The 23,220-nt window shown below is 62.5% G+C and carries 21 protein-coding genes and 1 pseudogene; 9 read left to right on the forward strand and 13 right to left on the reverse strand.

Translation table 11 applies throughout. The features are described 5' to 3' along the window. Positions 1 to 479: 479 nt before the first annotated feature. The 3 genes from OKC44_RS10675 to OKC44_RS10685 all read right to left on the reverse strand — a co-directional run bounded on the left by OKC44_RS10675 (position 480) and on the right by OKC44_RS10685 (position 2,538). Positions 480 to 1,541, reverse strand: coding sequence for an NAD(P)H-dependent flavin oxidoreductase (locus OKC44_RS10675; protein ID WP_270812756.1), 1,062 nt, complete (start codon positions 1,539 to 1,541; stop codon positions 480 to 482). Continuing rightward, positions 1,538 to 1,822, reverse strand: a complete 285-nt coding sequence (locus OKC44_RS10680) for a hypothetical protein (RefSeq protein ID WP_010635070.1) — start codon at positions 1,820 to 1,822, stop codon at positions 1,538 to 1,540. Before OKC44_RS10680 ends, OKC44_RS10675 begins: the two co-directional genes overlap by 4 nt. Before the next feature lie 68 nt (positions 1,823 to 1,890). Next, positions 1,891 to 2,538, reverse strand: a complete 648-nt coding sequence (locus OKC44_RS10685) for a ribonuclease T2 family protein (protein ID WP_270812761.1) — start codon at positions 2,536 to 2,538, stop codon at positions 1,891 to 1,893. 230 nt (positions 2,539 to 2,768) lie between these two features. On the opposite strand from OKC44_RS10685, the gene OKC44_RS10690 reads away from it, so the two are divergent. Together OKC44_RS10690 and OKC44_RS10695 are read left to right on the forward strand one after the other, a co-directional pair. Continuing rightward, complete coding sequence (locus OKC44_RS10690; RefSeq protein WP_005309014.1) at positions 2,769 to 3,329, forward strand: carbonic anhydrase; 561 nt, start codon at positions 2,769 to 2,771, stop codon at positions 3,327 to 3,329. Positions 3,330 to 3,474: 145 nt separating this feature from the next. After that, on the forward strand, positions 3,475 to 3,768 hold the full coding sequence (locus tag OKC44_RS10695; protein WP_270812763.1) for a hypothetical protein: 294 nt from the start codon (positions 3,475 to 3,477) through the stop codon (positions 3,766 to 3,768). Positions 3,769 to 3,836: 68 nt separating this feature from the next. On the opposite strand, the gene OKC44_RS10700 is transcribed toward OKC44_RS10695, so the two are convergent. After that, a complete protein-coding gene (locus OKC44_RS10700; RefSeq protein ID WP_270812765.1) occupies positions 3,837 to 6,887 on the reverse strand; it encodes a cytochrome c peroxidase in 3,051 nt (1,016 codons plus the stop codon). A 194-nt stretch (positions 6,888 to 7,081) separates the two neighbouring features. Beyond that, positions 7,082 to 7,990 carry an SAM hydrolase/SAM-dependent halogenase family protein gene (locus OKC44_RS10705; RefSeq protein ID WP_039216060.1) on the reverse strand — a complete coding sequence of 303 codons (909 nt, stop codon included), beginning with the start codon at positions 7,988 to 7,990 and terminating at the stop codon, positions 7,082 to 7,084. A 169-nt stretch (positions 7,991 to 8,159) separates the two neighbouring features. Between OKC44_RS10705 and OKC44_RS10710 the strand changes: the two genes are divergently transcribed. Both OKC44_RS10710 and OKC44_RS10715 read left to right on the forward strand, forming a co-directional pair. Beyond that, positions 8,160 to 8,615: a hypothetical protein gene (locus OKC44_RS10710; RefSeq protein ID WP_043172097.1), complete on the forward strand. Its 456-nt coding sequence runs from the start codon at positions 8,160 to 8,162 to the stop codon at positions 8,613 to 8,615. Between the two features lie 58 nt (positions 8,616 to 8,673). Then, positions 8,674 to 8,823, forward strand: a complete 150-nt coding sequence (locus OKC44_RS10715; protein WP_270812767.1) for a hypothetical protein — start codon at positions 8,674 to 8,676, stop codon at positions 8,821 to 8,823. 6 nt (positions 8,824 to 8,829) lie between these two features. On the opposite strand, the gene OKC44_RS10720 is transcribed toward OKC44_RS10715, so the two are convergent. Beyond that, a complete protein-coding gene (locus OKC44_RS10720; RefSeq protein WP_270812769.1) occupies positions 8,830 to 10,062 on the reverse strand; it encodes an MFS transporter in 1,233 nt (410 codons plus the stop codon). A 219-nt stretch (positions 10,063 to 10,281) separates the two neighbouring features. Here OKC44_RS10720 and OKC44_RS10725 point away from each other — a divergent pair, with 219 nt between their 5' ends. The 3 genes from OKC44_RS10725 (at position 10,282) to OKC44_RS10735 (ending at position 13,149) form a co-directional block, all read left to right on the forward strand. After that, positions 10,282 to 11,151, forward strand: coding sequence for a LysR family transcriptional regulator (locus OKC44_RS10725; protein WP_017764057.1), 870 nt, complete (start codon positions 10,282 to 10,284; stop codon positions 11,149 to 11,151). 102 nt (positions 11,152 to 11,253) lie between these two features. Then, a complete protein-coding gene (locus OKC44_RS10730) occupies positions 11,254 to 12,504 on the forward strand; it encodes a DEAD/DEAH box helicase (protein WP_270812774.1) in 1,251 nt (416 codons plus the stop codon). Between the two features lie 27 nt (positions 12,505 to 12,531). Then, complete coding sequence (locus OKC44_RS10735; protein WP_139706635.1) at positions 12,532 to 13,149, forward strand: uracil-DNA glycosylase; 618 nt, start codon at positions 12,532 to 12,534, stop codon at positions 13,147 to 13,149. A gap of 51 nt (positions 13,150 to 13,200) precedes the next feature. Here the strand turns inward: OKC44_RS10735 and OKC44_RS10740 are convergent, their stop codons facing one another. The 4 genes and pseudogenes from OKC44_RS10740 to cphA (OKC44_RS10755) all read right to left on the reverse strand — a co-directional run bounded on the left by OKC44_RS10740 (position 13,201) and on the right by cphA (OKC44_RS10755) (position 17,170). After that, entirely contained in the window at positions 13,201 to 14,493 is a 1,293-nt protein-coding gene (locus OKC44_RS10740) for a lipopolysaccharide biosynthesis protein (protein ID WP_270812776.1), read from the reverse strand. 162 nt (positions 14,494 to 14,655) lie between these two features. After that, positions 14,656 to 15,420, reverse strand: coding sequence for a CphA family subclass B2 metallo-beta-lactamase (cphA, locus tag OKC44_RS10745; protein ID WP_442865719.1), 765 nt, complete (start codon positions 15,418 to 15,420; stop codon positions 14,656 to 14,658). Between the two features lie 596 nt (positions 15,421 to 16,016). Further along, positions 16,017 to 16,241, reverse strand: a pseudogene (locus OKC44_RS10750) (hypothetical protein); the annotation flags it as partial. A 164-nt stretch (positions 16,242 to 16,405) separates the two neighbouring features. Beyond that, on the reverse strand, positions 16,406 to 17,170 hold the full coding sequence (gene cphA / locus OKC44_RS10755; RefSeq protein ID WP_270812779.1) for a CphA family subclass B2 metallo-beta-lactamase: 765 nt from the start codon (positions 17,168 to 17,170) through the stop codon (positions 16,406 to 16,408). A 438-nt stretch (positions 17,171 to 17,608) separates the two neighbouring features. Between cphA (OKC44_RS10755) and OKC44_RS10760 the strand changes: the two genes are divergently transcribed. After that, entirely contained in the window at positions 17,609 to 18,184 is a 576-nt protein-coding gene (locus OKC44_RS10760; RefSeq protein WP_240036352.1) for a hypothetical protein, read from the forward strand. 122 nt (positions 18,185 to 18,306) lie between these two features. Here the strand turns inward: OKC44_RS10760 and OKC44_RS10765 are convergent, their stop codons facing one another. Further along, a complete protein-coding gene (locus tag OKC44_RS10765; RefSeq protein ID WP_270812784.1) occupies positions 18,307 to 20,010 on the reverse strand; it encodes an amidase in 1,704 nt (567 codons plus the stop codon). A gap of 163 nt (positions 20,011 to 20,173) precedes the next feature. Then, positions 20,174 to 21,271, reverse strand: a complete 1,098-nt coding sequence (gene aguA / locus OKC44_RS10770; protein WP_270812786.1) for an agmatine deiminase — start codon at positions 21,269 to 21,271, stop codon at positions 20,174 to 20,176. Positions 21,272 to 21,424: 153 nt separating this feature from the next. Between aguA and OKC44_RS10775 the strand changes: the two genes are divergently transcribed. After that, positions 21,425 to 22,378, forward strand: coding sequence for a LysR family transcriptional regulator (locus OKC44_RS10775; protein ID WP_270813195.1), 954 nt, complete (start codon positions 21,425 to 21,427; stop codon positions 22,376 to 22,378). Between the two features lie 139 nt (positions 22,379 to 22,517). Here the strand turns inward: OKC44_RS10775 and OKC44_RS10780 are convergent, their stop codons facing one another. Further along, on the reverse strand, positions 22,518 to 23,084 hold the full coding sequence (locus OKC44_RS10780) for a TetR/AcrR family transcriptional regulator (RefSeq protein WP_270812788.1): 567 nt from the start codon (positions 23,082 to 23,084) through the stop codon (positions 22,518 to 22,520). Positions 23,085 to 23,220: the final 136 nt, after the last annotated feature.

The raw sequence follows: 23,220 nt of genomic DNA on the forward strand, positions 1-23,220 counted from the left end.
CTGTTAAGGCGGCTCAATGAATTGCTGAATTAACTGCTGCAACTAAAAGTTGCTTTGGTCACTTCATCAGACATTGATATCAAAAATTGTTTTTGATGCTCGATGCTGTGAGTGCCCACACAGATTGCTTGATTCAAATTGTTAAAGAGCGACGCAGCTTTTGGCTGCTGCGGGAGTGGCATTCTACTCAACCGCCTTCTCGAGTCAAGCCTTATTTGCAAAGGCTTTTCGAGGCGACCGACCCGGCTGTTTGCGTTGCCGCTTGCCGTGTCGATGGGGCGCATTATAGAGAGATTGATCACGCTGGCAAGGGGGAAAATGCAATAAAATTGCAAAAAACTGCTCTTTTTTAGTTATTCATATCCAAGCACAGCTTTTATACAAGCTTATCCACAGATAACGAGCAAAACAGGGAGATCCGAGTCTGCTTTTACTCCATTTTCCATCCCCCCGCTTGAGCCAGCGCCCGCGTTGACTTCCTATATAGGCATAACTGCAACCAACCCGGCTTCTTTTACCCAGCGCGAGATCAGCTCGGCAGCCGGCCAGTCACGGCAACCAGAGACATTCTGGCCGGCCCAGAGCGGCGAACACCCAGCATCTCCCCGCTGTTCGGCCGCACTGCGCAGTGCGGCCAGCGCGCCACTGGCATAAGGAAATGCAGGCACATCTTCAGACAGCGGGCCCAGCTCTCGCATCAGGCGATTGACGATGCCGCGAGCCGGGCGACCACTGAACAGGTTGGTCAGCGCCGTGTGTTGCCCTGCCGGCGAGTGCAGTGCCGCCCGGTGCAGGGCCGAAGTCGTGGCCTCATGGCAACAGAGAAAGGCGGTGCCCATCTGTACGGCGCTGGCGCCCAACGCCAGTGCGGCGCGGATACCTGCACCATCGACAATGCCGCCGGCGACGATGACCGGCAGCCTCACCGCCTCTACTATCTGTGGCAACAGGCTAAAGGTGCCCTGCTGCAGGCTGAGATCGTCCTCGAGGAAATGGCCGCGATGGCCACCGGCCTCCAGCCCCTGGGCGATGATGGCATCGGCACCATGGTCGGCGAGCCAGCGGGCTTCAGCGACCGTGGTGGCGCTGGCCAATACCTTGGCCCCGCTGGCCTTCACCCTGGCCAGCAACTCGGGCTCGGGCAGTCCGAAATGAAAACTGACCACGGCCGGTTTGAACTCGGCCACCATGGCGGCATGCTCGGCATTGAACGGTGCCCGGCTGGGAGCCGCCTCGCCGGCCGTGTCGCGCACGCCGTATTCGTCATAGTAGGGCGCCAGCCGCTGCAACCAGCGGGCCTGGGCGGCGGGATCCGGCGCCTCCTGCCGATGGCAGAAGAAGTTGATGTTGAATGGCCCCTCCCCGCTCGCCGCCAGCCGGGTCAGCTCTTCGCGCAAGGTGGCGAGGCTCAGCATGGCCGCAGGCAATGAGCCCAGCGCGCCGGCCCGAGTCACGGCCAGTGCCAGCGCGCTGTCCTGCACACCGGCCATGGGGGCCTGAATGATGGGGTAGCGCAGCCCCAGTTCGGCAAACAGCGTCATGATGTCGCCTCTTGCCGCTCGGGAGTGACGCCACCGACCTGGCTGCGCGCCAGCGCGATGGCCCCATCAATGGCCGCCCGGGCCTGCGGGCTGTTCTGCCAGCAGGTCGAGCCCAGCATGCTGGCCACCAGTTGCACGATATGGCCGGTGTCGGCCGCGGCCAATTGCGCCAGATTGTGGTAGCCAAGCTGTTCAAGCCGCCCGATGACGGTGGGCCCCACCCCTTTCACGCCGAGCAGCAGCGCCCGCTCCTCGCCCGAAAATCCTTGCTTGCTCTTCATTGATCAGACTCCTTTCCCATACCCTCATTGCACATCAGGCCCGCGAGGGGCCTGATGAAGATAAGTGGTCAACGTACGCTGCGCAGCAGGAAGTCCGGCTGACCGCAGGAGCGCAACTCGCGCTTTTGCATCTCGTCGGAACAGGTGACGGCTGCCGTCCCCTCCTTGTTGAGGCAGATATAGACCTCCCGCAGGAAGCGGCCACCGTCGGCGCAGGCCACCGTGATGTTGTCCGGAGCCAGCCAGTCGTTGGCACTGGCCAGATCCGCCTTGAGCTGGAAACGGCTCTTGCGCAGCGGCTCGGCGGGAGACTGATAGGCGGCCGGGATCTTCACTTTCTGGCGCAGGTCGCTGGCCAGCTGATGAAAGCCGCGCTGGCTCAAGCCGGAGCAAGTGCCGTGCTTCTCCCACTCATGGCGATAGAGAAAACGGCTGGGATAGAGGCCGGCAAACTGCTGCTCCATCGCCGGATCCAGCCGCTCGCGGCTACAGCTGCTCGGGTAACCGCGCTGATACTGGGGCCAGAGCCCGTGCAGCACGAATCCCAGCTGGCGGGAACATTGGTCCCGATCGGCCGGCTTGATGGCGCAATGCTCCGGTGACCAGGAGAGCGCCATGGCGTAATAGTCAAATTCACCAGCCTCCCCTTTGGCCTGAACGGCGGAGGAGAACCAGGGGACCAGCAGCATGCCGAGCAGCACAACAATCTTCTTCATCTTGGGTATCCAGGGTTATGCACATAATGTCGAGTAAGCCGTTTCGCCCTCGAGAACGGCCATGCTCCCATATTTTGCCCAGCGGGAACACCCTGCCGGGGCGCCGGCCCATGTCGGGGTCAGACCAGTAAAGGGTTTCCCCTCCCGGCACCGAGGCGTAAGCTGACTCTCCGGCGGGCCCGCACGTCCGGCCTGCTTCCCGTCCGCTTTCCTCTTCAACAGGATGTAACATGATCCGCAAGAATCCCTCCGGCCATCTGCCGGTCATCGACGAGTCAGCCTATATCGACAAGACAGCCATCATCTGTGGCAAGGTGATCATCAAGGAGAACGTGTTTGTCGGCCCCTATGCGGTGATCCGCGCCGACGAGGTGGATGCCAGCGGCGACATGGAGCCCATCGTCATCGGCGCCAACTCCAACATTCAGGACGGGGTCGTCATCCACTCCAAGTCCGGCGCTGCGGTCACCATCGGCGAGTACACCTCCATCGCCCACCGCAGCATAGTCCACGGGCCGTGCGAAGTGGGCAACCGGGTGTTCATCGGCTTCAACAGCGTGCTGTTCAACTGCCACATCGGTGACGGCGCCGTGGTGCGCCACAACTCGGTGGTGGATGGCTGCGATCTGCCGCCGGAGTTCTACGTTCCCTCCACCACCCGCATCAACCAGCAGAGCGATCTGGACCACATCCCGCGGGTGTCGGTGGATGCCGCCGAGTTCTCCGAGGACGTGGCCCACACCAACATCGATCTGGTCAAGGGGTACAAGGCGCTCTCCAACGAGTTCTGAGTCCCGCGGTTGCCAGGATCCACAACGGGCGCCCAGGCGCCCGTTGTCATGACTGTAAAGAGGGTGAAAAGGGAGCGTAAAAGCCGTTGAGCTAGCGGTCCGCCTGGCGTTTGATGGGCCATCTTCCCTGGATGGAGTCATCCCCATGTCACGTTACCCCCTCACGCTCACCCTGCTGCTTGCCAGCCTGTCGACCCTGGCCTGCGAACTGCCAGCCCCGCCAGCCGGTCGTCCCGACGCCCGCCCGCCGGCATTGCCCACCCCCCTCTATCACGCCAGCAAACTGGGCCAGGATCCCCAGGCCACGGCCCAGGCGCTGTTCAAGAACATTCCGCCGGCCGAAGCCGACAAGCGCTATGAGGTGGTGGTAAGCGTCCGCGAGCTGCCGCCCCAGCCCATCCGGCTCCAACCTGCCGCAGCCCCACTCAAGGGGCAGTAAAACCCACAGCAGGACCAGCAACAACAAGGGCGCCGCAGCGCCCTTGTCGAGATCATGACTCGAGTCCCTTAACGTGCCCGCACGCAGGCGACGCCGTGAGCCTCTTGTGGCAGATCCGTGATGAGCTCGCCGCTGCCCGGATCGAGCAGGGGGGCCTCCCCGTCGTCGTTGGGGGCATCGCTGCTCCAGAGCCGGCTGTAGAGCGGCCAGCCCTGCTCCGTCAGCAGTTTCAGCTCCTCACCGCGCTGATGATAGGCGGCAAACAGCGCCGTCAGCTCCCTGGCCGCCGGCAGGCGCCAATCATCGTGGCCACGCGCCACCAGCTGCTGGCAGTAGTCGCGAGCCCGTTCCTGATTCATCACCACATAGTCGTGGGGGAAGGGGTTGTAATCCCCATCTTCATCTCTGGCACTGCCGTCGTAGACCAGCGCCGGCCGGTCCGCTTCCGCGCGAGTCAGGGGACAGACGAAGATCAGCTCGCCCGCCGCCAGCTCGGGATGACGGCAGCCCTGGCTGAAATCAGGCTGGGCATCCACCACCTGCACCGCCAGTTCCAGCATCCGCTCGCTCGTGCTCACCTGCACCCGGGCAGGCCCCACCGCCAGAGCGTGGAGCACCCCATCGCCGTCGACGCTGACCTGCTCCGGCGTCATGCTGCGCCACTGCAAGGGGCCCTGCGCCGGATTGCGCGAGCCATCACTGAGCCGCAGCTCGGCCTGCAGAGCCAGCGCCTGGCCCACTTCCAGCCGGGGCGCTGCCGGCGTCACCTGCAGATCGATCACGATGGCAGGCACCGGCGCCTCGTCAACCACCCCGCTCAATCCGAGCTCGGTAACCGTGGCCGGAGTGCGCCTCGGCTCGGCAGACACGCTGCGCAGAAACTCGCCGATGGCATCCAGCTCGTCGTTGGAGAGACCGAGCGCATGCAGGTGATCGGAGGCTTGCGGGAAGAAGGGATCGTACTGCGCCACCCCGGTCGGGAAGCCCACCCCGCGGCTCCACTTGGTCACCCCGAAGTTGTACATGGCCACCACCCCCTGCACGGAACTGCCGATGCGCTGCGCCAGGATGGGGAAGACCCCGTTGTGCATATAAGGAGCGGTAAACGCCACGTCCCGCAGGCTGGGGGTCTTGAAGCGCCCCATGTCTGCCTTTTGGCGGGTCTGCAAGAAGCGGCCACGGTCTTCCAGATTGCGGCCATAGTAGGCCAGCCCCACGCTCTCGAACCGGTACTGGCTCAGCAACGGCCCGGAGTGGCAGTTCATGCAGCGGCCATCGGTGCGATAGAGATGCATCCCCCACAGCGCCTTGTCGCTCAGGGCCTGCCCGTCCCCTTGAACGAAGCGCTCGAAGTCGCTGTCGCGGCTGATGATGGTGCGCTCGAAGGTGGCGATCGCCTTGGCAATCCGCTCCAGGCTGATCCCCTCGTCACCGAACGCCGTGGCAAAGGCCGCCGGGTAGTCGTGGCTGGCCTGCAGACGCGCCAGCAGTTCGTCGTGATCCAGTGCCATCTCCACCGGGTTCTGGATGGGGTGCAGGGACTGCTCCTCAAGAGAACCGACCCGGCCATCCCAGAACTGGCTGCTGCTGAAGGCACTGTTGAGGATGGAGGGGGCATTGCGGGTCCCCTTCTGCCCCTGGTGGCCCACCGAGACGCTCAGCCCGTCGCTCCACCCTTTTTGCGGATCGTGGCAGCTGGCACAGCTGATGTCTTGCGCCCGGGAGAGCCGCTTGTCGAAGAACAGTTGCTGACCCAGCACCACCTTGGCCCGGCGGTAAGGGTTGTCAGCCGGGAAGGGCACCGCCGGCAGCGGCCCCAGCTCCTGCCACTCGACCCCCTCATCAACTCTGGCCGCCGGCCATTGGGCGGCAGGGCCGGCATATTGGGCGCGCAAGGCGGCCATGTCGGGCATGCTGTCGTCACGGATGACTGAAGGGCGTACCGGATAGGGCGCCAGCGCATACCAGAGCACGCTGCCCTCTCCCTCCTCGAGCCAGCTGCCCGTGGCGGGCTGGTAAAGAGCGGGGTGGCCGGCGCCGTCCTGCAGCCAGATCCGGGTCGGCACAGCCAGGGCAAAGGTGTGGGGGTAGCGCCAACTCTGCTTGTCCGCCGCCAGCAGCCGTTCGAATTCGGCCAGGCCAGGCAGTCGCCAGTCACTGCGTCCGCAGCCGGTTGGCATCACCCCCAGCCCGGCACGGCTGGCCTGCGGCAACGCACTGCTGCCGCTGGCGTGCAGCCAATACTGGCTGCCTTTGACCCCGGCGAGGCTGCGCACATCGTGCAGGCAACGCCAGTCAGCGCCGCTCGTCAGCCGGCCCTGCTCATCAAGACGCATCAGGTCGGCCGTCTCCGGCTCGTCGGGCTGGCTGGGTTGGGCGGGATAGAGCAGCCCCCTCGCCGCCTCGATGGGGCCGCTGTTGCTGCGCCGATACCAGCTGCGCTCCCCCTGATCGGCACGCAGGGCCAGCAGCATCTGCCAGCTGTCCGGATAGTTGAGCTCGGCTCCCGGCTGACGCTGGGCCAGCAACAGGGTTGCATAGTCCTGAATGAGCGGCTGCTGTTGCAGACGGATCTGTGCCAGCTGCCCCCACTCGCCCTGATCGAGGGTGCCGTTCCCATTGCGGTCGGCCAGCAGGAACAGTGCCGTCTCCTCTTCATCCAGTCGCAAGGAAGGTGCGTCAGCGCGCCGGGCCGACAAGGCCGTGGCGCCGAGATCGGCCACCCGGGCCGTCGCGGTGCGCAGAATATAGCTGCCATCGCTCCCCACCAGCTCCAGCGGCTGATCCAGCAACAAACCGGCCGGCAGCGTCATGACCAGGGGACGCTCCTCCCTCACCTCTCCGCTCACCGCGATGCCGGTAGCGGCCTGGCGCAGCAGCAGGGTGGCCCCCTGCCTCAGGCGGGTCGTCACATCGAGCCGCACGGTCAACTCGCTGCGGGTATGGGTCGGTACCGGCTCAATCGGCGGCTCTGTGGGTGGCGTCACCACCGGAGGTTCCACCGGCGGCTCTACCACGGGCGGTGTCACCACCGGCACAGAGGGAACGGGCGCCTGGCTATGGTTGTCATTGCAGGCGGTCAGGATCAGCAGGCTGACCAGTAAGAGGCTGGTTTTCATCGCGCAAAAGGGTGAGTGGTCTGAGGAGTCGGCGATCATCCAGCCAAATGACAATCATTATCAATATCACCTTGCAAATATGTGTTTTGACAACAACCACGCTGTCGCGGGCGCCATGACAAGAGGGCAGGCATCCGTCGATGCCTGCCCTCTTTATCTCCGTGTACCGGTCAACCGGCGACCTCGGCTCGCTATCAGGAGCACTTCTTCAGGCTGATATGCCAGTTGGCGCCGGATTGCACCTGATGCTTGGCGGCGAAGCTGTCCATGTTCAGCGCCACTGACACCTGCAGCAGGCTGTTGAGGTAGACCAGCGGCTGGCCTTCCGGCACATCGCCAAAGCTGCTGACATAGGGGGCCTTGCCCTCGTATTTCAGTGCATCCCCTTCGCTGATCTTGATGCAGGCGTTGTCACCCTTGTTGATCCCCGCCTTGGTCAGCAGGCTGTCGTCGATGTTGGTCCAGACGTTGCCGTACTGCACGTCCAGGATCGGAATGGTGCCCTTGAGGGTACCGTCCTGCTCGGCCACTGCCGGCTGATAGGGGATCTTCACCACCTCGGCAGGCAGTTTCGGGCCCACCTGCTCGTAGCTGATGGCACCGGAGGCGAGCCGGGCGCCGGTGTAGGCGTAGACGTCGCGGCCGTGGAAGGTGTAGGACTTCTCGGAGCCCTTGAGGCGGTTGGTCTTCTCGTCAATCTGGCGCACGGTATCGATGCCGAAGTGTTCGGCCACCAGGGTCAGGGTGCCGTTGTCCGGGCTGACGATGTAGTGGCCACTCTTGGTCTTGAGCACCACCGACTTGCGATCGGTGCCGACCCCCGGATCCACCACGCTGACGAACACTGTCCCCTTGGGCCAGTACTGCAGGGTCTGATAGAGGCGGTAGGAGGCTTCCCAGATGTTGTAGGCCGGGATCTCGTGGGTCAGGTCATAGAGCGGCAGGGTGCGGTCCACCCCGAAGGCGACCCCCTTCATGGCCGAGACTGCGCCATCCTTGAGACCGAAGTCGGTCTGGATCACCAATGCCTCGTTGGCGGTGGCAAGGCTGCTGGCCAGCAACAGGGCGAGCGCAAGTGCGCGGGGGGCGGTACGAATATCCATATCTGAACTCCTGAAGGTAACGACAAGACAACCATCTAGACATCCAGAATGCCATCACTTCTGCATATTGCAAGCCGTATTCCCCGGATGGGGGCACCGAAAGCCCTCGCCAGCAGGTCGCGGCGGGTGTATGGATAGGGCTGAGCCGCGACCGCCACAAGGAGATCCCATGACCCGCAACCAGACCGCCATCCTGCTCAGCCTGGGGGAGCACAGCAGCCAGCTGCAGCTGACCCGGGCCGACGGCACCCGCTTTACCCGCGACTTGGGCTTCGGCCTCGAAGCCATGACGCCGGGCCCGTTTCGCCGGGATCCACCGAGCGCGCTGGAGCTGGAGCAGGCCATCATGGTGGTGGAGGACGTGCTGATGCCACTGGCCGCCGAGGTACCGCCCCATGAGGTGGTGACCCTGCAGGCGCCGCTGCCACTGGCCGAGGTGCTCGGCAGCCGTGAACTGAGCCGGGAGAGCCTGGAGCAGCTGTTCGGCCAGTTTGCCGCCATGGTGGAGGGTGACCCGCTGGCCGCCGCCAACCTCCCCAAGACCCGGCGCTTTGCCGCCGCCCTCTTGATCCTGCGTGAATGGATGCACCATCTGTCGGCCGAGCGGGTGGTGCTGGCCGACTGAATCACACTAGACTGCCCAAGACCCGGCGCTTTGCCGCCGCCCTCTTGAACCTGCGCGAATGGATGCACCCTCTGTCGGCCAAGCGGGTGGTGCTGGCCGACTGAGTCACACTAGCCTGCCCAAGACCCGGCGCTTTGCCGCCGCCCTCTTGATCCTGCGCGAATGGATGCACCATCTGTCGGCCGAGCGAGTAGTGCTGGCCGACTGAGTCACGCTAGCCGGCAGCCGGCTCGAAGCGGGTGCGCCAGGCCGCCCAGGCCAGCCCCAGGCTGATCAGCACGCTGCCGACGGTGAGCAGATCCACCGCCGCCTGCACGCCGGCCCCATCGCTGACCCAGCCCAGCAGCACCGGCACCCAGTTCGCCACATAGGCGATCACGTAGAAGAGCGACACCAGCCGGGCGTGGCTGGCAGCCGGCGCGATGCGGTTGACCAGGGTCGCACTGCCGACGAACACCGCGCCCTGGGCGTAACCGGCCACCAGCAAGCCGAGCACCGCCAGCCACCACGACTGGGCATGCACGGCGCCGGCAAACAGCAGCATGCAGAGCGCCAGCGCCAGGGCGCCGCTTTGCAGGGTGTGACGGGCATCGAGCCGACGTGCCCAGAGCTGGCAGAGGCCGGAGAGCACCATGTAGGCCGCGATGAGATAGCCGAACAGGCCGAGATCCCGCAGCCCCAGCAGCTGGCTCGCCACCTTGGGACCGATGGCCAGCAGGCTGGCCGCCACCGCCCAGGCGGTAAACAGCGCCAGTGCACAAATAAAGAAGGCCGCCCCGGTGGCCTTGAGCCCCTCCCCCAGCGATCCCCTGCCCTGCTGCGTTGCCGCAGCCGGCGTCCCTTGCACGCGGGCGGGCCAGCTCAACGCCACCCCCACCATGGCGCAGGCCGCCAGCCCCATGATGAGCAGGAAGGGCAGTTGGGTCGGATAGAACTCCAGCTGCAACGCCAACCCGCTGAACACCGGGCCGAGCGCCAGCCCGGCGGTGAAGGAGAGGGTCGCGCTGAGGGCGGCCCGCTTGCCGCCATCGCGCGGGCCAAAGCGCAGCAGAGCCACGTTGGCGGCGCCGGTCAGGGCGCCGGTGCCGATCCCGGCCAGCACCCGCGCCAGCAACAGCGACCAGAAGGAGTCCGCGAGGGAGAACAGCAAGGCGCCCCCCAGTACCGCCAGCAGGGCCGGCAGGATCATGGCGCGCAGATCGCTCACCCTGCCCGCCAGATTGCCCACCCCGAACAGGGAGATCAGTACCCCGCCCGCATAGCCGCCATAGATGAGGGTGAGGCTGACATCGCTCAGGGCCAGCACCTGCTGATAGTGGGGATAGAGGGGGGTGGGCACGCTGCTGTTGAGCAGCGCCGACATCAGCGCCAGCGGCAGAAACAGCAGGATGGCGCGATGGGAGGTGGCCGCCGCAGAGGGGGCGGCGGCACAGAGGGATGATGACATGCAAGGCTCCGATGAGGGCGGGCAAGGCCGCTGACGAGAGGCGTCATGATAGCGCCCGCCGCAGCCCCTCGACAGCGACACAAATGCATCAGCCTGCTTCAATAATGCATGTCAGTGACATCTATCTGCATGTCGACAAGGGCACTCTCGCCTTGTGATCCCGCCGGCACTGGCTTCTAATGGGCACGCCCCGCCGGGGCACTTTGAGTGGGAGGCTCGATGATCAACTGGGACGACGCGCGGTTTTTTCTGGCACTGGCACGGCAGGGCACCCTGCGCGGCGCCGCCGGCGTACTGGGGGTCGATCAGGCCACCGTGGGGCGACGCATCACGGCGCTGGAGCAGAACCTCGGCTCCAAGCTCTTTATCCGTACCCCCAAGCTCTATGACCTCAGCCCCCTCGGCGAAGCCATGCTGGCGGATGCCAGCGCCATGGAGCAAGCCATCAAGGCCATCGAACGCAAGGCGAGCGCCGGCGATCAGAGCCTGTGTGGCGAGGTGCGCATCGCCACCACCGACACCCTGGCCCAGGCCTTCGTGCTGCCCGCCCTCACCCTGCTGCGCGAGCGCCACCCCGGCATCCGGCTCAGCCTGCAAACCGCGGTCAGCGTCAGCGACATCGCCTACCGGGAGGCCGATCTCGCCATCCGCGGGCTGCGTCCGGACAACGACGAGCTGGTGATCAAGCGCCTCACCACCATAGAGATGGGGCTCTATGCCTCTCGCGACTATCTGGCCCGCCACGGCACGCCCAAGAGCGGCCACGCTCTCAGCCAGCACGCCCTGCTGCTGTTTGCCAGAGAGCTGGTCTCCCGCCACTGGCACAGCCTGTGCGGGGAGCCGCTGCACGAGCCCAATGTGGTGCTGCAGTGCAACGCCCAGCTGCTGTTGCTGGCGGCGGCCCGTCAGGGGCTCGGCATCGCCCTGCTCTCCACCTTTCTGGCGGACAAGGAGCCGGAACTGGTGCGCGTGCTGCCCACCCTGTGCGATCCGGTCGACATCTGGCTGGTGCTACACCCCGACTTGCAAAAAGCCAGCCGGGTGCGCGCCGTGGTAGACGCGCTGGAGGAGGTGTTTCACTGCCGCTGAGCCGGCGGCGCCTTCTGCCCGTAGCCCCGCATCTGTTACCATGCCGGCCATCAAGACTGTTTCCAGCGCGGCGTGGCCGCGCCCATCCCGACGGGTACCCTTATGTCCATTGCCTCCTTCGCCGATCTGGCGCTATCCCCCCGCTTGCAGCAGACCCTGACCGAGCTTGGCTACGCCGCGCCGACCCTGGTGCAGGTCAGCGCCATCCCGGTCATTCTGGCGGGGCGCGATCTGATGGCGGGCGCCCAGACCGGCACCGGCAAGACCGCCGCCTTCGTGCTGCCGCTGCTGGAGCAGTTGCTGCAAAACCCGACGAACGATGCCCCCCGCCCCATCCGCGCCCTGGTACTGGTGCCGACCCGCGAGCTGGCGGTACAAGTGCATGAGAGCGTCACGCGCTACGCCAAGGGCACCGACCTCACCAGCACGCTGGTCTACGGCGGGGTGAGTATCGCGGCGCAGGTGGAGGCGCTGAAAGCCGGGGTGGATATCCTGATCGCCACCCCGGGCCGGCTGCTCGACCATCTGCGGCAGGGGGCGCTGAGTCTGGCGGCGCTGCGCCATCTGGTGTTTGACGAGGCGGATCGGATGCTCGACATGGGCTTTATGGACGAGATCAAGGCACTGCTGAAACAGATCCCGGCCGATCGCCAGACCTTGCTCTTTTCGGCCACCTGCGATGACAACCTGTTTGCCTTGAGTAAGGTGCTATTGCGTGACCCGGCACTTATCGAAGTAGCCCCGCGCAACACCACGGCGGCCGAGGTGGAGCAGCGGGTCTATACCGTGGACAGCGATCGCAAGCTGGCGCTGGTCGAACACATGCTGAAAGTAAAGGGCTGGGCGCCAGCCCTGATCTTCAGCCGCACCCGCCAGGGGGCCGACAAACTGGCCCAGCAGCTCGGCAAGGCCGGCATCAACGCGCTGGCCTTCCACGGTGACCTGTCACAAGGGGCGCGGGAGAAGGTGCTGCTGGAGTTTCGCGCCGGCACCCTGCAGGCGCTGGTGGCCACCGACGTGGCGGCCCGCGGCCTAGATATCACGGATCTCAACTACGTGATCAATATGGAATTCCCGTTTGTGGCGGAGGATTACGTGCACCGTATCGGTCGCACCGGTCGCGCCGGCAACAACGGGCTCGCCATCACCTTGTTCAGCCCGGAAGATGCGCCGCTGCTGGAGAAGGTGGAGGCGGTGCTCGACACCCGCTTGCCCCAGCAGTGGTTCCCGGGCTTTGAGCCGGATCTGACCCGCTTCGAGCCCGAGCCACGCCGCAGCAGCAAGGCAGCCCAGAAGCAGCGTGCCAGAAAACAGGCTCTGGCTGGAAAGGTCAGTCGCAGTGGGAAACGCTGACATCATCGAATAATCCAGGGGGATGGGATGGACATAGCCAAGATGTTGGCAGATGACGCGGCGATAAAGGCGCGGATGGCACAATTGGAGGAGCCGCACATACGTGCACTCACCCAATTTGTCAGGGATCTGCGAGAAAAGATGGGCGCCGAGGCAGCCATTCCCTACTTTGACCCCTGGGATGCCGGAGTGCAGGCGGAGGTACTTTTTTTACTGGAAGCACCTGGCCCCAAGGCAAAGAATTCCGGCTTTATATCCATGAACAATTCGGATGAAACAGCCAAGAATATCTTTGAAATGACACATGCCATCGATCTAGACCGTCGACGCATTCTGCTCTGGAATACCGTCCCTTGGTATATAGGCTCGGGCCAGCGTATCCGGGCAGCCAACACAAAGGACATACGCCAAGGCATAGATTCACTGGCCCAACTGCTTACACTACTGCCTTGCCTTCAAGCCGTAGTGCTGGTCGGCAAAAAAGCGCAGAAAGTGGAAAAACATATCAGAGCCGTTGCGCCGCAACTCAACATATTTACCAGCCCCCACCCAAGCCCCATGTTTGTGAACAGAAAGCCGGAAAATCGCAGCTTGCTACTCAATGACTGGCAACATGTCCAAAAATCATTAGCCCAGCGCTGTTAATCCCCAAATAAAAAACGCCCGACCGGGCGTTTTTTATTTGCCGGCCGGCGGCTACCCGTTACTGGCCAACACAGGCGGCAGGGCCCGCAGGATGCGCTGCTCGGCCAGGGTGGAGAGCACGAACATCACCAGATAGCCGAGACCCAGCGCCACGATAATGGCCACCACGTTGGTGGTGAAGCGAGCCACCAGGTAGTAGGCCGCCACCAGCGCGACTATGCCCACCGCCCGGATCAGCAGACTCTGGGTAAAGTGGCCGTGGGCCTTGATGTAGGCGAGCTGGTAACCGTTGAGCATCATGAAGATGAAGAAGAGGGAGAAGTGCAGCAGCACCGGCACGGCCCCCAGATAGTCGGCCGGGAACAGCAGCGACACCAGCGGCTTGCCCGCCAGCAGCATCACCAGAAAGAACACCAGGCTGACGATGGCGCTGAGGCGAAAGATCCAGCGGCGGATAAGCCTTATCTGGCGATGATCGCCGCTGCGCAGATTGACTGCCAGTTCAGGCAGCACGAAGCGGTAGATGGGGAAGACGAACAGGGTGGTCATGTAGGTAAAAATAGGGCGCACCACCACCTGAAAATCCCCCAGCTCGTCGAGGCTGAAGTGGCGAATGGTGAGCAGTACCGTGATGTAGATCATCAGGATGCTGGCCCCCGCCTCTAGGGACGCGGTAAAGCTCTTCTTCACATAGCTGCGCATCTCGGGGCCAAGCTCGACCTTGGCCAGCGGCCGGGTGGCGATGGCCCGGCGCCGGTGCAGATACATGTAGCCGGCGATGCCGAGCGAGGAGAAGGTCAGCCCGTAGAAGAGCGAAGGGAGCGCAGCCATCCCGAGCCCAAAGTAGCAGGCCATAAACAACAGACCGTTGGCCAGCGGATCCAGCCAGGTCACCCGGTTGGAGATCCCGTACATCCGGTACATGGCCACCAGATTGGTGAAGTAGACCTTGAGCCCCAGCCCGAAGATGACCCCCACCAGTTGCAGATATTCGGCCCGGATATGGAGCCCGTGCTTGATGTAGGGGATCACCAACCCCCAAGTGAGCAGCACCATGCCGATGAGGAAGTAGCGGAAGATATTGATGATGTCCCGATCGTTTTTGGTCTGGGAGTAGCTCACCACCATGGAGGAGCGAAAGCCGGTCATCAGGATCAAGGAGAGGGAGATCAAATCCACCACGCTGTTGAACAGCGCCAGATCCCCCTTGGCCACCCACTGCGCCAGCCACACCTTGAAGGCGAAGCCGATGACGATGCTGGCCAGCGACGCCCACATGCCGGTGATGAAAGCCTGCTTGAGGCGGCCAAGTGAATCGGGTTGTTCGTCTTGAATTGCGTGCATCACGAAAGGCCCGCTAACTGCGTGAAGAGAGGCCCATCTTATGAAAGGGGGCCGCCCTTGAACAGCCCGAAACAGGGGGCAAGGGCGATCCCCTGCCAGAAACGCCCGACCGGGCGTCTCTTTTAATGCATCCAGCGCATCATCTGGCTGCCGCCGGGCGACTTATGACTGGGGTACTGCCTTGATCAGCGCCTCGTAGTGATCGATAAGCTCTGGCCCGTGCAGCGGCGAGTCGTGACCGCCCACCACCGTCTTGATCGGCAGCTTCATCGCTTTCAGCCGCTCAAGTGTCTGCGGATAGGCCTTCACATCGGCAAAGCTGAGGTTGCCCAGCTTCTCCTTGAGGATGCAGTTGCCATAGAGCACCTGCTGGTCGGGGAAGTAGACAAAGATGCCGTCCGGGGTATGGGCCGGGCCCGCGTAGAAGGCGCGCAGCTTGCCCTCTTGCAGGGTGAAGTCGCCATCGTGCACCACGTTGGGCAGCACCAGCGGCAAGTCCGGGTAATCCGGCAGCCCCTTGCGGGTAAAGGCGACAATCTCGGCCCAGTCGTTCTTCATCAGATCCCGGGTCTGGCGGGTCGACACCACCTTGGCACCGATGGACTTCCAGTAGGCGTTACCGCCAGCCCGGTCGGTGTGGTAGTTGGTGTTGATCACCTCCAGCACCGGCTTGCGGCTGACCCGTTTGATCAGCTTGTGCAGCTCTCGGGCGGTATCCGGCGTCCAGGTCGCCCCCACCACAGTCACCCCCTTGGCCCCGAAATAGACCATGGAGTTCTCTTTGACGTAGTAGTTGTCCTCCACCACATAAACCGGGCCGCTCACCTGCGTCAGCGACATCCCCGCCGCCCGCACGCTGCCACCCCAAAAACTCGCCATCAGCACCACGGCGCCGGCCAATCCGCACTTTATCCAACCTTTCATCATCTTGCTCCCTCGAACCAACCGCCCCCTCGCCACCCCTGTGGCAAGCCGGACCTTTTAAGCAGTGGGCAAAAGATACGGGGGATTTGTGAGGGGAAAATGAGATTGTGTGAAGTCTGAGTGAAGTCAGGGGGAAGTCAGAAAAATCAGGGGGGGTCGGCAGCGAGCCACGACCAATATGGCGATCGACGGTGCGGGAAGTGGAGGGAGGTAAAGGCTCAAAACGAAACGACAACACAGATAGCAGCCCCTCACCCTAGCCCTCTCCCGAGGGAGAGGGGATGGCCTGTGCCAATTCCAAATCCCCACCCGAACCTCGCACGTTAAAGCACAATCAGCGGAGCCTATTTGCCCCCTTCTCCCCTTGCGGGAGAAGGGCTGGGGATGAGGGGGAGGTAACAATATGCCACATCATGTAGGGTCGATTAGCGCAGCGTAATCGTCCGTTTACCGCGAATAGCCTGATAGCAAGAGAAGCAGGAAACCCTGAACATCAGCGTCACCTCAACACCCTTACTTTCGCTGAACATCAGCGTCACCTCAACACCCTTACTTTCGCGATCGTCCGAATACGCTTCGCTATTCGAACCTACGGCCCTCACCACCATGGAGGAGCGAAAGCCGGTCATCAGGATCAAGGAGAGGGAGATCAAATCCACCACGCTGTTGAACAGCGCCAGATCCCCCTTGGCCACCCACTGCGCCAGCCACACCTTGAAGGCGAAGCCGATGACGATGCTGGCCAGCGACGCCCACATGCCGGTGATGAAAGCCTGCTTGAGGCGGCCAAGTGAATCGGGTTGTTCGTCTTGAATTGCGTGCATCACGAAAGGCCCGCTAACTGCGTGAAGAGAGGCCCATCTTATGAAAGGGGGCCGCCCTTGAACAGCCCGAAACAGGGGGGCAAGGGTGTCCCCCTGCCAGCAATGCCCGACCGGGCGCCTTCTTTAGTGTGTCCAGCGCATCCTCCGGCTGCCGCCGCGCCGGCTTATGACTGGGGTACGGCCTTGATCAGCTCCTCGTAGTGACCAATCAGCTCCGGGCCGTGCAGCGGCGAGTCGTGACCACCCACCACCGTCTTGATCGGCAGCTTCATCGCTTTCAGTCGCTCAAGCGTCTGCGGATAGGCCTTCACATCGGCAAAGCTCAGGTTGCCCAGCTTCTCCTTGAGGATGCAGTTGCCATAGAGCACCTGCTCGTCGGGGAAGTAGACAAAGATGCCGTCCGGCGTGTGGGCCGGGCCCGCGTAGAAGGCGCGCAGCTTGCCCTCTTGCAGCGTGAAGTCGCCCTCGTGCACCACGTTGGGCAGCACCAGCGGCAAGTCCGGGTACTCCGGCAACCCCTTGCGGGTAAAGGCGACAATCTCGGCCCAGTCGCTCTTCATCAGATCCCGGGTCTGGCTGGTCGATACCACCTTGGCACCGATGGACTTCCAGTAGGCGTTACCGCCGGCCCGGTCGGTGTGGTAGTTGGTGTTGATCACCTCCAGCACCGGCTTGCGGCTGACCCGTTTGATCAGCTTGTGCAGCTCTCGGGCGGTATCCGGCGTCCAGGTCGCCCCCACCACAGTCACCCCCTTGGCCCCGAAATAGACCATGGAGTTCTCTTTGACGTAGTAGTTGTCCTCCACCACATAAACCGGGCCGCTCACCTGCGTCAGCGACATCCCCGCCGCCCGCACGCTGCCACCCCAAAAACTCGCCATCAGCACCACGGCGCCGGCCAACCCGCACTTCATCCAACCTTTCATCATCTTGCTCCCTCGAACCAACCGGCCCCTCGCCACCCCTGTGACAAGCCGAGCCCATTTATCAGTGGGCAGAAAATACGGGGGATTTGTGAAGGGAAAATGGGCTTGTGTGAAGAGAAGGTGAAGTCTGGGGGAAGTCAGGTGGAATTCAGAAATATCAGGGAAAATCGGCAGCGAACCACGACAAAGATGGCGATTGGCAGTGCGGGGGGTGGAAAGAGGTAAATGGTCAAAACATGCAATCAGCGCCTTGCTGTAGGGACGATTAGCGCAGCGTAATCGTCCGTTTACCGCGATCGTCCGAATACTCTTAACTATTGGGTTCATAACCTTATTTCTGCGAAGTTCAGCACACTCCATGACTTCATACGAGACTCATCAGGCAGTAGACTAAGTCAACTTTGATGGTGCAGCCCTGTTTATCTTAAGTGGAGTATTAATATGTTCAACGGAGTTCGTGTTTTCGATACTGTTTTAGATGGTAAAAATACAAGAGATATGGTTTCAAGAAACTCAGCTGATTTTTGGAAACCATTTTGTAAATCAGCAGGGTGGAACTTTAATTATGAGCGGATCCATTCATTGAACGACCTTAAGTATTTTTTCTCAAAAAAAATCAAAGAGGATATTATTATATTTTCAGGGCATGGTAATGAAAATGGCTTCTATTTTTCAAATGGAGATTGCCTTGATAAAAATACAGATACTTTCATCCCAGAAAAAAACCATGGAAAAGTAATCATATTTTCATCATGCCTAATTGGAAAGAATGAGTGCACTTCCAAAGCGTTAAAAGCATTCTTCTCCGCAGAAGCTCTTTTTTCATATCGGCACCTTATGTCAGATAGATTCTGCTTTTTAAATGAATCCATACTACTCTCTTCTATAGAGCATAAGTTCAACAGAGGTAAAAACAGCTTTACAGAAAATGACTTTTTGGAGTTTCAAGCTCAGACTGATTTTATGAAAAACATGAATGAAAAACATGTAAAACTGCATCCAATGGTTATGTTTTAAACCTTCATACCATCTATTAATAAATTTATTTTAAGATGATAAAAAACACCCACTTGTAATACAGGTGGGTGTTTAAACCGATCATCATCGGACACGTCAGAATATTTAACTCACAACAGCAATCAAACCAACGGTGGTGTCCGTGGCGGCACCTGGCGCTTGCTACCGGTGGACTCGAAGGCCGAGGCAAAGCGCAGCAGCTTGTTGTCGTCATAGGCGCGACCGGCGAAGGTCAGGCCCACCGGCATGCCGATATCGGCCATGACACCCATGGGGACGGTGACGGTCGGCACGCCTAGATGGCGAATGGCGAGGTTGCCGTTGGCAACCCAGATGCCATTGCTCCAGGCGATATCGGCGGAGGCCGGATTCACATCCGCATCAGCCGGGGCGACGTCGGCGACGGTGGGGAACAGCACGGCGTCGAGCTTGAGCCCGTCCATCCAGTCCTCCAAGTCCAGCTTGCGGGTCTTTTCCAGACCGCGCAGGCCGTCTGGCACCGAGGCAATCTCGTCAAAGCGCTTGAGGCCACGCTTGGCCATATTGACGTACTCGTCCATGCCCGCCGCCAGATCGCCCTCGCGGTTCGGCAGGGTGCCCGGATCATGGGGGAAGATCTGGGGGCCATCGACATCCTCAAGCTTATTCAACTTGGGGTCGCCGTTGGCGCGCAGGAAGTCGTCGAACGCCCAGCCGGACAGCTCCCACAGCTCGTCGTTGAGAAACTCCGGGCTCACGATGCCGCGATTGAACACGGTCGGCGCGCCGGGTCTGTCCCCTTCGCAGTTGGAGACCAGCGGGAAGTCCACTTCGATGACTTCCGCACCAGCGGCTTCCAGCGCCTGACGGGCCTGTTCCCACAGGGCGATCACGGCCTCGCGGGTATGGATGCGCTGGCCGGTCGGGCCGCCGATGCCGGGGTGCTCGCTGGTGCCGGCCAGTTCATCCTTGTTGATAAACATGCGCGGCACGCCGAGGCGCTTGCCCTTGAGGGCATCGGCCTTGGCGGCCAGCTCCAGATAGGACGCCGGACGCACTTCGGAAGCCTTGGGGATCTTGACCCAGGGCTGCAAGCGCCACAGATCGCCACGGGGATCGCTATCGTCGGCGACCACCACATCGAGCACTTCCAGCAGATCGGCCATGGTGCGGGCATAAGGCACCACCACATCCATGGTCGGGGTCAGCGGCCAGTTGCCGCGCACCGAGATGACGCCACGGGACGGGGTGTAGGCACACAGGCCGTTGTTGGAGGCCGGGCCACGGCCGCTCGACCAGGTCTCTTCGGCGAGACCAAAGGCGGAGAAGCTGGCGGCGGTGGCAGTACCGGCGCCATTGGAGGAGCCGGAGGCAAACGGCGCGGTCAGGTAGTCGGCGTTGTAGGGGCTCTCAGCACGGCCGTAGACGCCGCGCTGCATGCCGCCATTGGCCATCGGCGGCATATTGGTTTTGCCAAGGCAGATGGCACCGGCGGCGCGCAGCCGCTCAACGGTGAAGGCATCGCGCTGGGCCACCAGATCCTTGAAAGCCGGGCTGCCGGAGGCTGCGGTCAGCCCCTTGACCAGGTAGCTGTCTTTGGCGGTATAAGGGATGCCGTCAAGCGGCCCCAGAGTTTCACCACGGGCGCGGCGCGCATCAGACGCTTGCGCCTCTTTCAGTGCATCGGGATTGGGCACCACCAGGGCGTTGAGGCGGGTTTGTGTCTCGGGGCCGTTGTAGGCCTTGATCCGGGCCAGATAGGCCTTGACCAGTTCGACCGCAGTGGTGCGGCCTGATTCGAGCGCACCGCGCAGCTCGGCAATGGAAACCTCGGTCACTTCGATCATGGGGATCTCCTGTAAAGGGTGACGGTGTGCGATATCGGCTAACGCGGCAATATCGCAGCTAATCGCTTCAGGGTGGTCGCAGCCGCTACAGCTCCCGACCCCCGTATATCAAGAGACAAAACCCCACGATGTGGGGTTTTGTCGAGTTAGTCGAGCCTGCTGCTTATTTCCCAGAAGGGATTTGCTGAGTGATGCAGTGGATATTGCCACCGCCCAGCAGGATCTCGCGGGCCGGCACGCCGACGACTGTGTGATCCGGGAAGATCTCTTCCAGAATGCGCTGGGCTTCGCCGTCGGTAGCGGCATCCAGCAGCGGGTAGACGATGCGATCGTTGGTGATGAGGAAGTTCACGTAGGAACCGGCCAGACGACCTTCTGCCTCGCGCGGCACACCGGTACCGCTCTCGACGCCGGCAGACTCTTCCTGGGTGCAGTAGAGCGGGCCCGGCTGGGGCAGCTTCCACACTTTCAGCTTGCGACCCTTGGCGTCGACCGCTGCTTCCAGCACCTTGAGGGCGGCCACGGAGCGCTCGTACTGGGGATCGTTCTGGTCATCAGTCCAGTGCAGGGCCACTTCACCCGGACGCACGAAGCAGCACATGTTGTCGATGTGGCCGTCGGTCTCGTCCATGTAGACGCCTTCGTCCAGCCAGATAAAGCTCTGCACACCCAGATAGTCGCGCAGGTGAGCTTCGATCTGCGCTTTGCTCAGGTGCGGGTTGCGGTTTTCGTTGAGCAGGCACTCGGCGGTGGTCAGGCAGGTGCCTTCGCCGTCGACGTGGATGGAGCCCCCTTCCAGAATGAGCGGCGCATCGTAACGGGCCATGCCGTGCTGTGCCAGCATCTGGGCCGCCACTTGCTCGTCTTGATCCCACGGGTAGTAGAGACCGCCCTTGTGGCCGCCCCAGGCGTTGAAGCCCCAATCCACCCCACGGCACTCGCCGGCTGCGTTGGTGACGATGGTGGGGCCGCTGTCGCGGGCCCAGCAGTCATCGCTGTTCATCTCGACCAGGGTGACATGGCTGGGCATGATGGCGCGAGCCTGCGCCATAAACTGGGCCGGCACCCCCATAAAGACCGGGGTGGCTTGCCCAATGGCATCCGCCACCTTGGCGAAGGTGGCTTGCGCGAAGCGACCGGCCTCACGCCAGTTGTCCGGGCGAAACGGCCAGATCATCCAGACGGCCTGCTGGTGTGCCCACTCGGCGGGCATGGTGAAGCCGTCAGCGGCCGGCGTGGTGTTCATGGTCTTGATGCTCATCGCAAGGCTCCTTGCATGGATTGAGACCCCGCAGGCGTGAAAACGCGGCGCGGGGATCCTGGAAAAATAACAGTGGTCGCAGTGTAAGAAGTTGCGCTCACATCCATCAAATGAATAGGATGGATTGTCCCATAAGCCTGGCAAATAATCTTGATGAAACTGCACCAGCTCGACCTCAACCTGCTGCTCGCGTTTGACGCCCTGATGGCGCAGGGCAGCGTCACCCGCGCCGCCGAAACGCTCTTTATCAGCCAGCCCGCCATGAGCCATGCGCTCAATCGCCTGCGCACCTTCTTTGGCGATCCGCTGCTGGTGCGCACCCCGCAGGGAATGCTGCCAACCCCGCGCGCCCAGCGGCTGCATCTTGGCGTGCAGCAGGCGCTGCGGCTGCTGGAGCAGCAGCTCTGCGACGAGGAGGTGTTCGAGCCGAGCCAGTCGAAACGCCGCTTCGTGCTCTGCACCACGGATTACGTGGAGTGCGTGCTGATCCCGCCGCTTATCCAGCGCCTCAAACGGCTGGCGCCCGCAGTCACCATCGAGATCCGCATCTTGCGCGACACCCTGCCCGAAGCCGAGCTGGCGAGTGGCGAGATAGACCTGGTGCTCGGCTTTGACGAATACATGCAGGTGCCGGGGTATCTCGGCAAGGAGACCTGGCTCACCGAACCGCTGGCCGGACTGGTGCGCGCCGATCTGCCGATGGCCGCTCCGGCGCTCGCAGAGAGTAGGAATGAGCCGGCGCTGCAGGGCGAGCGCATCAGCTTGGCGCAGTTGATCGAGATGCCCCACGTATTCCACTCGCCCCTTGGCACCTCGGAGGCGAGCCTGGATCGCTATCTGAAGACGCTGGGCTTCAGTCGCACCATCTCGGTCAACAGCCAGAGCTATATGTCCGCCGCCGCCATCGTCAGCCAGAGCGATCATCTGCTGGTGCTGCCCAGCATGGTGGCCGAGCTGCTCGCCAGCCACTGGCCGCTGAAAAGCCTGCCGCTGCCCGAAGACGTGCCCGATTATCACCTCAACTGCGTCTGGCACCCGGTGCATGCGCAACAACCAGCCCTGGTGTGGCTCAAGCATCTGATTAAAGAGCTGGTGAATCCTGAATAACCCGACGGCGTGTGACCTCCCCCTCATCCCCAACCCTTCTCCCGCGAGGGAAGAAGGGAGCAAGCAACTTGGCGGCGTGTGACCTCCCCAGAAACAACCATGGCTCCCGCGGGAGCCATGGTTGTTTCTGGGCGGGGCATTACGCCCGCAGGGCCGTCATCAACTGGGTGACCACGCCGCCCAGCAGGGCGGGCTCGGGGCGGCACTGGGCAAAGGTGACCAGGCCCTGGATGTTGATGAGCAAAAAGGCGGTCAGGGTCGGGATGTCACGCCCGGCCGCCAGCTCGCCGCGCTCGAGGGCCAGGCTCAGCACCGCCGCCAGATCAGCATCCAGCTCGGCATAGATGGCCTTGAGCTTCAGGTGCAGCTCTTCGTCCTGCTCCGCCAGCTCCATCAGGGTGCGGGTCACCAGACAGGTGCCGCAGAGGGCGTCGTTCACCACCTGCTCGAGATAAGCCTGCACCCCCGCCAGCGGGCTCGCGGCGGCGAAGCAGCTGCGCCGCAGGGCGCTCTTCTCCTGCACATAGTGATCGACTGCCGCCAGCAGCAGGCCGCGCTTGTTGCCAAACGCCGCATAGAGGCTGCCCGGATGCAACCCGGTCGCCGCCACCAGCTCCTGCATGGTGGTCTTGGCGTAACCCTTGGCCCGAAATGCCTCCATGGCATTTCGCAAGACGTCGTCCCGGTTGAACTCGGCGCTGCGCATGGTTTCTCCGTTGAAAAAGCGGATTCACCGGCCAGGGGCCGGCGAGGGGAAATAAGAGGGCGGCAAGTTTACCCCAGCGGGACCGCAACACCAACCCATGTTGAATGCTCGTTCAAAAAAGACTTGCACACAAAAC

Source organism: Aeromonas sp. S41-2 (assembly GCF_027705845.1).
Taxonomy (GTDB): domain Bacteria; phylum Pseudomonadota; class Gammaproteobacteria; order Enterobacterales; family Aeromonadaceae; genus Aeromonas; species Aeromonas hydrophila.

What these genes read in the sequence shown, in the direction of transcription:
- OKC44_RS10675 (WP_270812756.1), bottom strand. Translation starts at nt 1,541, where the DNA reads ATGACGCTGTTTGCCGAACTGGGGCTGCGCTACCCCATCATTCAGGCC.
- OKC44_RS10680 (WP_010635070.1), bottom strand. Translation starts at nt 1,822, where the DNA reads ATGAAGAGCAAGCAAGGATTTTCGGGCGAGGAGCGGGCGCTGCTGCTC.
- OKC44_RS10685 (WP_270812761.1), bottom strand. Translation starts at nt 2,538, where the DNA reads ATGAAGAAGATTGTTGTGCTGCTCGGCATGCTGCTGGTCCCCTGGTTC.
- OKC44_RS10690 (WP_005309014.1), top strand. Translation starts at nt 2,769, where the DNA reads ATGATCCGCAAGAATCCCTCCGGCCATCTGCCGGTCATCGACGAGTCA.
- OKC44_RS10695 (WP_270812763.1), top strand. Translation starts at nt 3,475, where the DNA reads ATGTCACGTTACCCCCTCACGCTCACCCTGCTGCTTGCCAGCCTGTCG.
- OKC44_RS10700 (WP_270812765.1), bottom strand. Translation starts at nt 6,887, where the DNA reads ATGAAAACCAGCCTCTTACTGGTCAGCCTGCTGATCCTGACCGCCTGC.
- OKC44_RS10705 (WP_039216060.1), bottom strand. Translation starts at nt 7,990, where the DNA reads ATGGATATTCGTACCGCCCCCCGCGCACTTGCGCTCGCCCTGTTGCTG.
- OKC44_RS10710 (WP_043172097.1), top strand. Translation starts at nt 8,160, where the DNA reads ATGACCCGCAACCAGACCGCCATCCTGCTCAGCCTGGGGGAGCACAGC.
- OKC44_RS10715 (WP_270812767.1), top strand. Translation starts at nt 8,674, where the DNA reads ATGGATGCACCCTCTGTCGGCCAAGCGGGTGGTGCTGGCCGACTGAGT.
- OKC44_RS10720 (WP_270812769.1), bottom strand. Translation starts at nt 10,062, where the DNA reads ATGTCATCATCCCTCTGTGCCGCCGCCCCCTCTGCGGCGGCCACCTCC.
- OKC44_RS10725 (WP_017764057.1), top strand. Translation starts at nt 10,282, where the DNA reads ATGATCAACTGGGACGACGCGCGGTTTTTTCTGGCACTGGCACGGCAG.
- OKC44_RS10730 (WP_270812774.1), top strand. Translation starts at nt 11,254, where the DNA reads ATGTCCATTGCCTCCTTCGCCGATCTGGCGCTATCCCCCCGCTTGCAG.
- OKC44_RS10735 (WP_139706635.1), top strand. Translation starts at nt 12,532, where the DNA reads ATGGACATAGCCAAGATGTTGGCAGATGACGCGGCGATAAAGGCGCGG.
- OKC44_RS10740 (WP_270812776.1), bottom strand. Translation starts at nt 14,493, where the DNA reads ATGCACGCAATTCAAGACGAACAACCCGATTCACTTGGCCGCCTCAAG.
- cphA (WP_442865719.1), bottom strand. Translation starts at nt 15,420, where the DNA reads ATGATGAAAGGTTGGATAAAGTGCGGATTGGCCGGCGCCGTGGTGCTG.
- cphA (WP_270812779.1), bottom strand. Translation starts at nt 17,170, where the DNA reads ATGATGAAAGGTTGGATGAAGTGCGGGTTGGCCGGCGCCGTGGTGCTG.
- OKC44_RS10760 (WP_240036352.1), top strand. Translation starts at nt 17,609, where the DNA reads ATGTTCAACGGAGTTCGTGTTTTCGATACTGTTTTAGATGGTAAAAAT.
- OKC44_RS10765 (WP_270812784.1), bottom strand. Translation starts at nt 20,010, where the DNA reads ATGATCGAAGTGACCGAGGTTTCCATTGCCGAGCTGCGCGGTGCGCTC.
- aguA (WP_270812786.1), bottom strand. Translation starts at nt 21,271, where the DNA reads ATGAGCATCAAGACCATGAACACCACGCCGGCCGCTGACGGCTTCACC.
- OKC44_RS10775 (WP_270813195.1), top strand. Translation starts at nt 21,425, where the DNA reads ATGAAACTGCACCAGCTCGACCTCAACCTGCTGCTCGCGTTTGACGCC.
- OKC44_RS10780 (WP_270812788.1), bottom strand. Translation starts at nt 23,084, where the DNA reads ATGCGCAGCGCCGAGTTCAACCGGGACGACGTCTTGCGAAATGCCATG.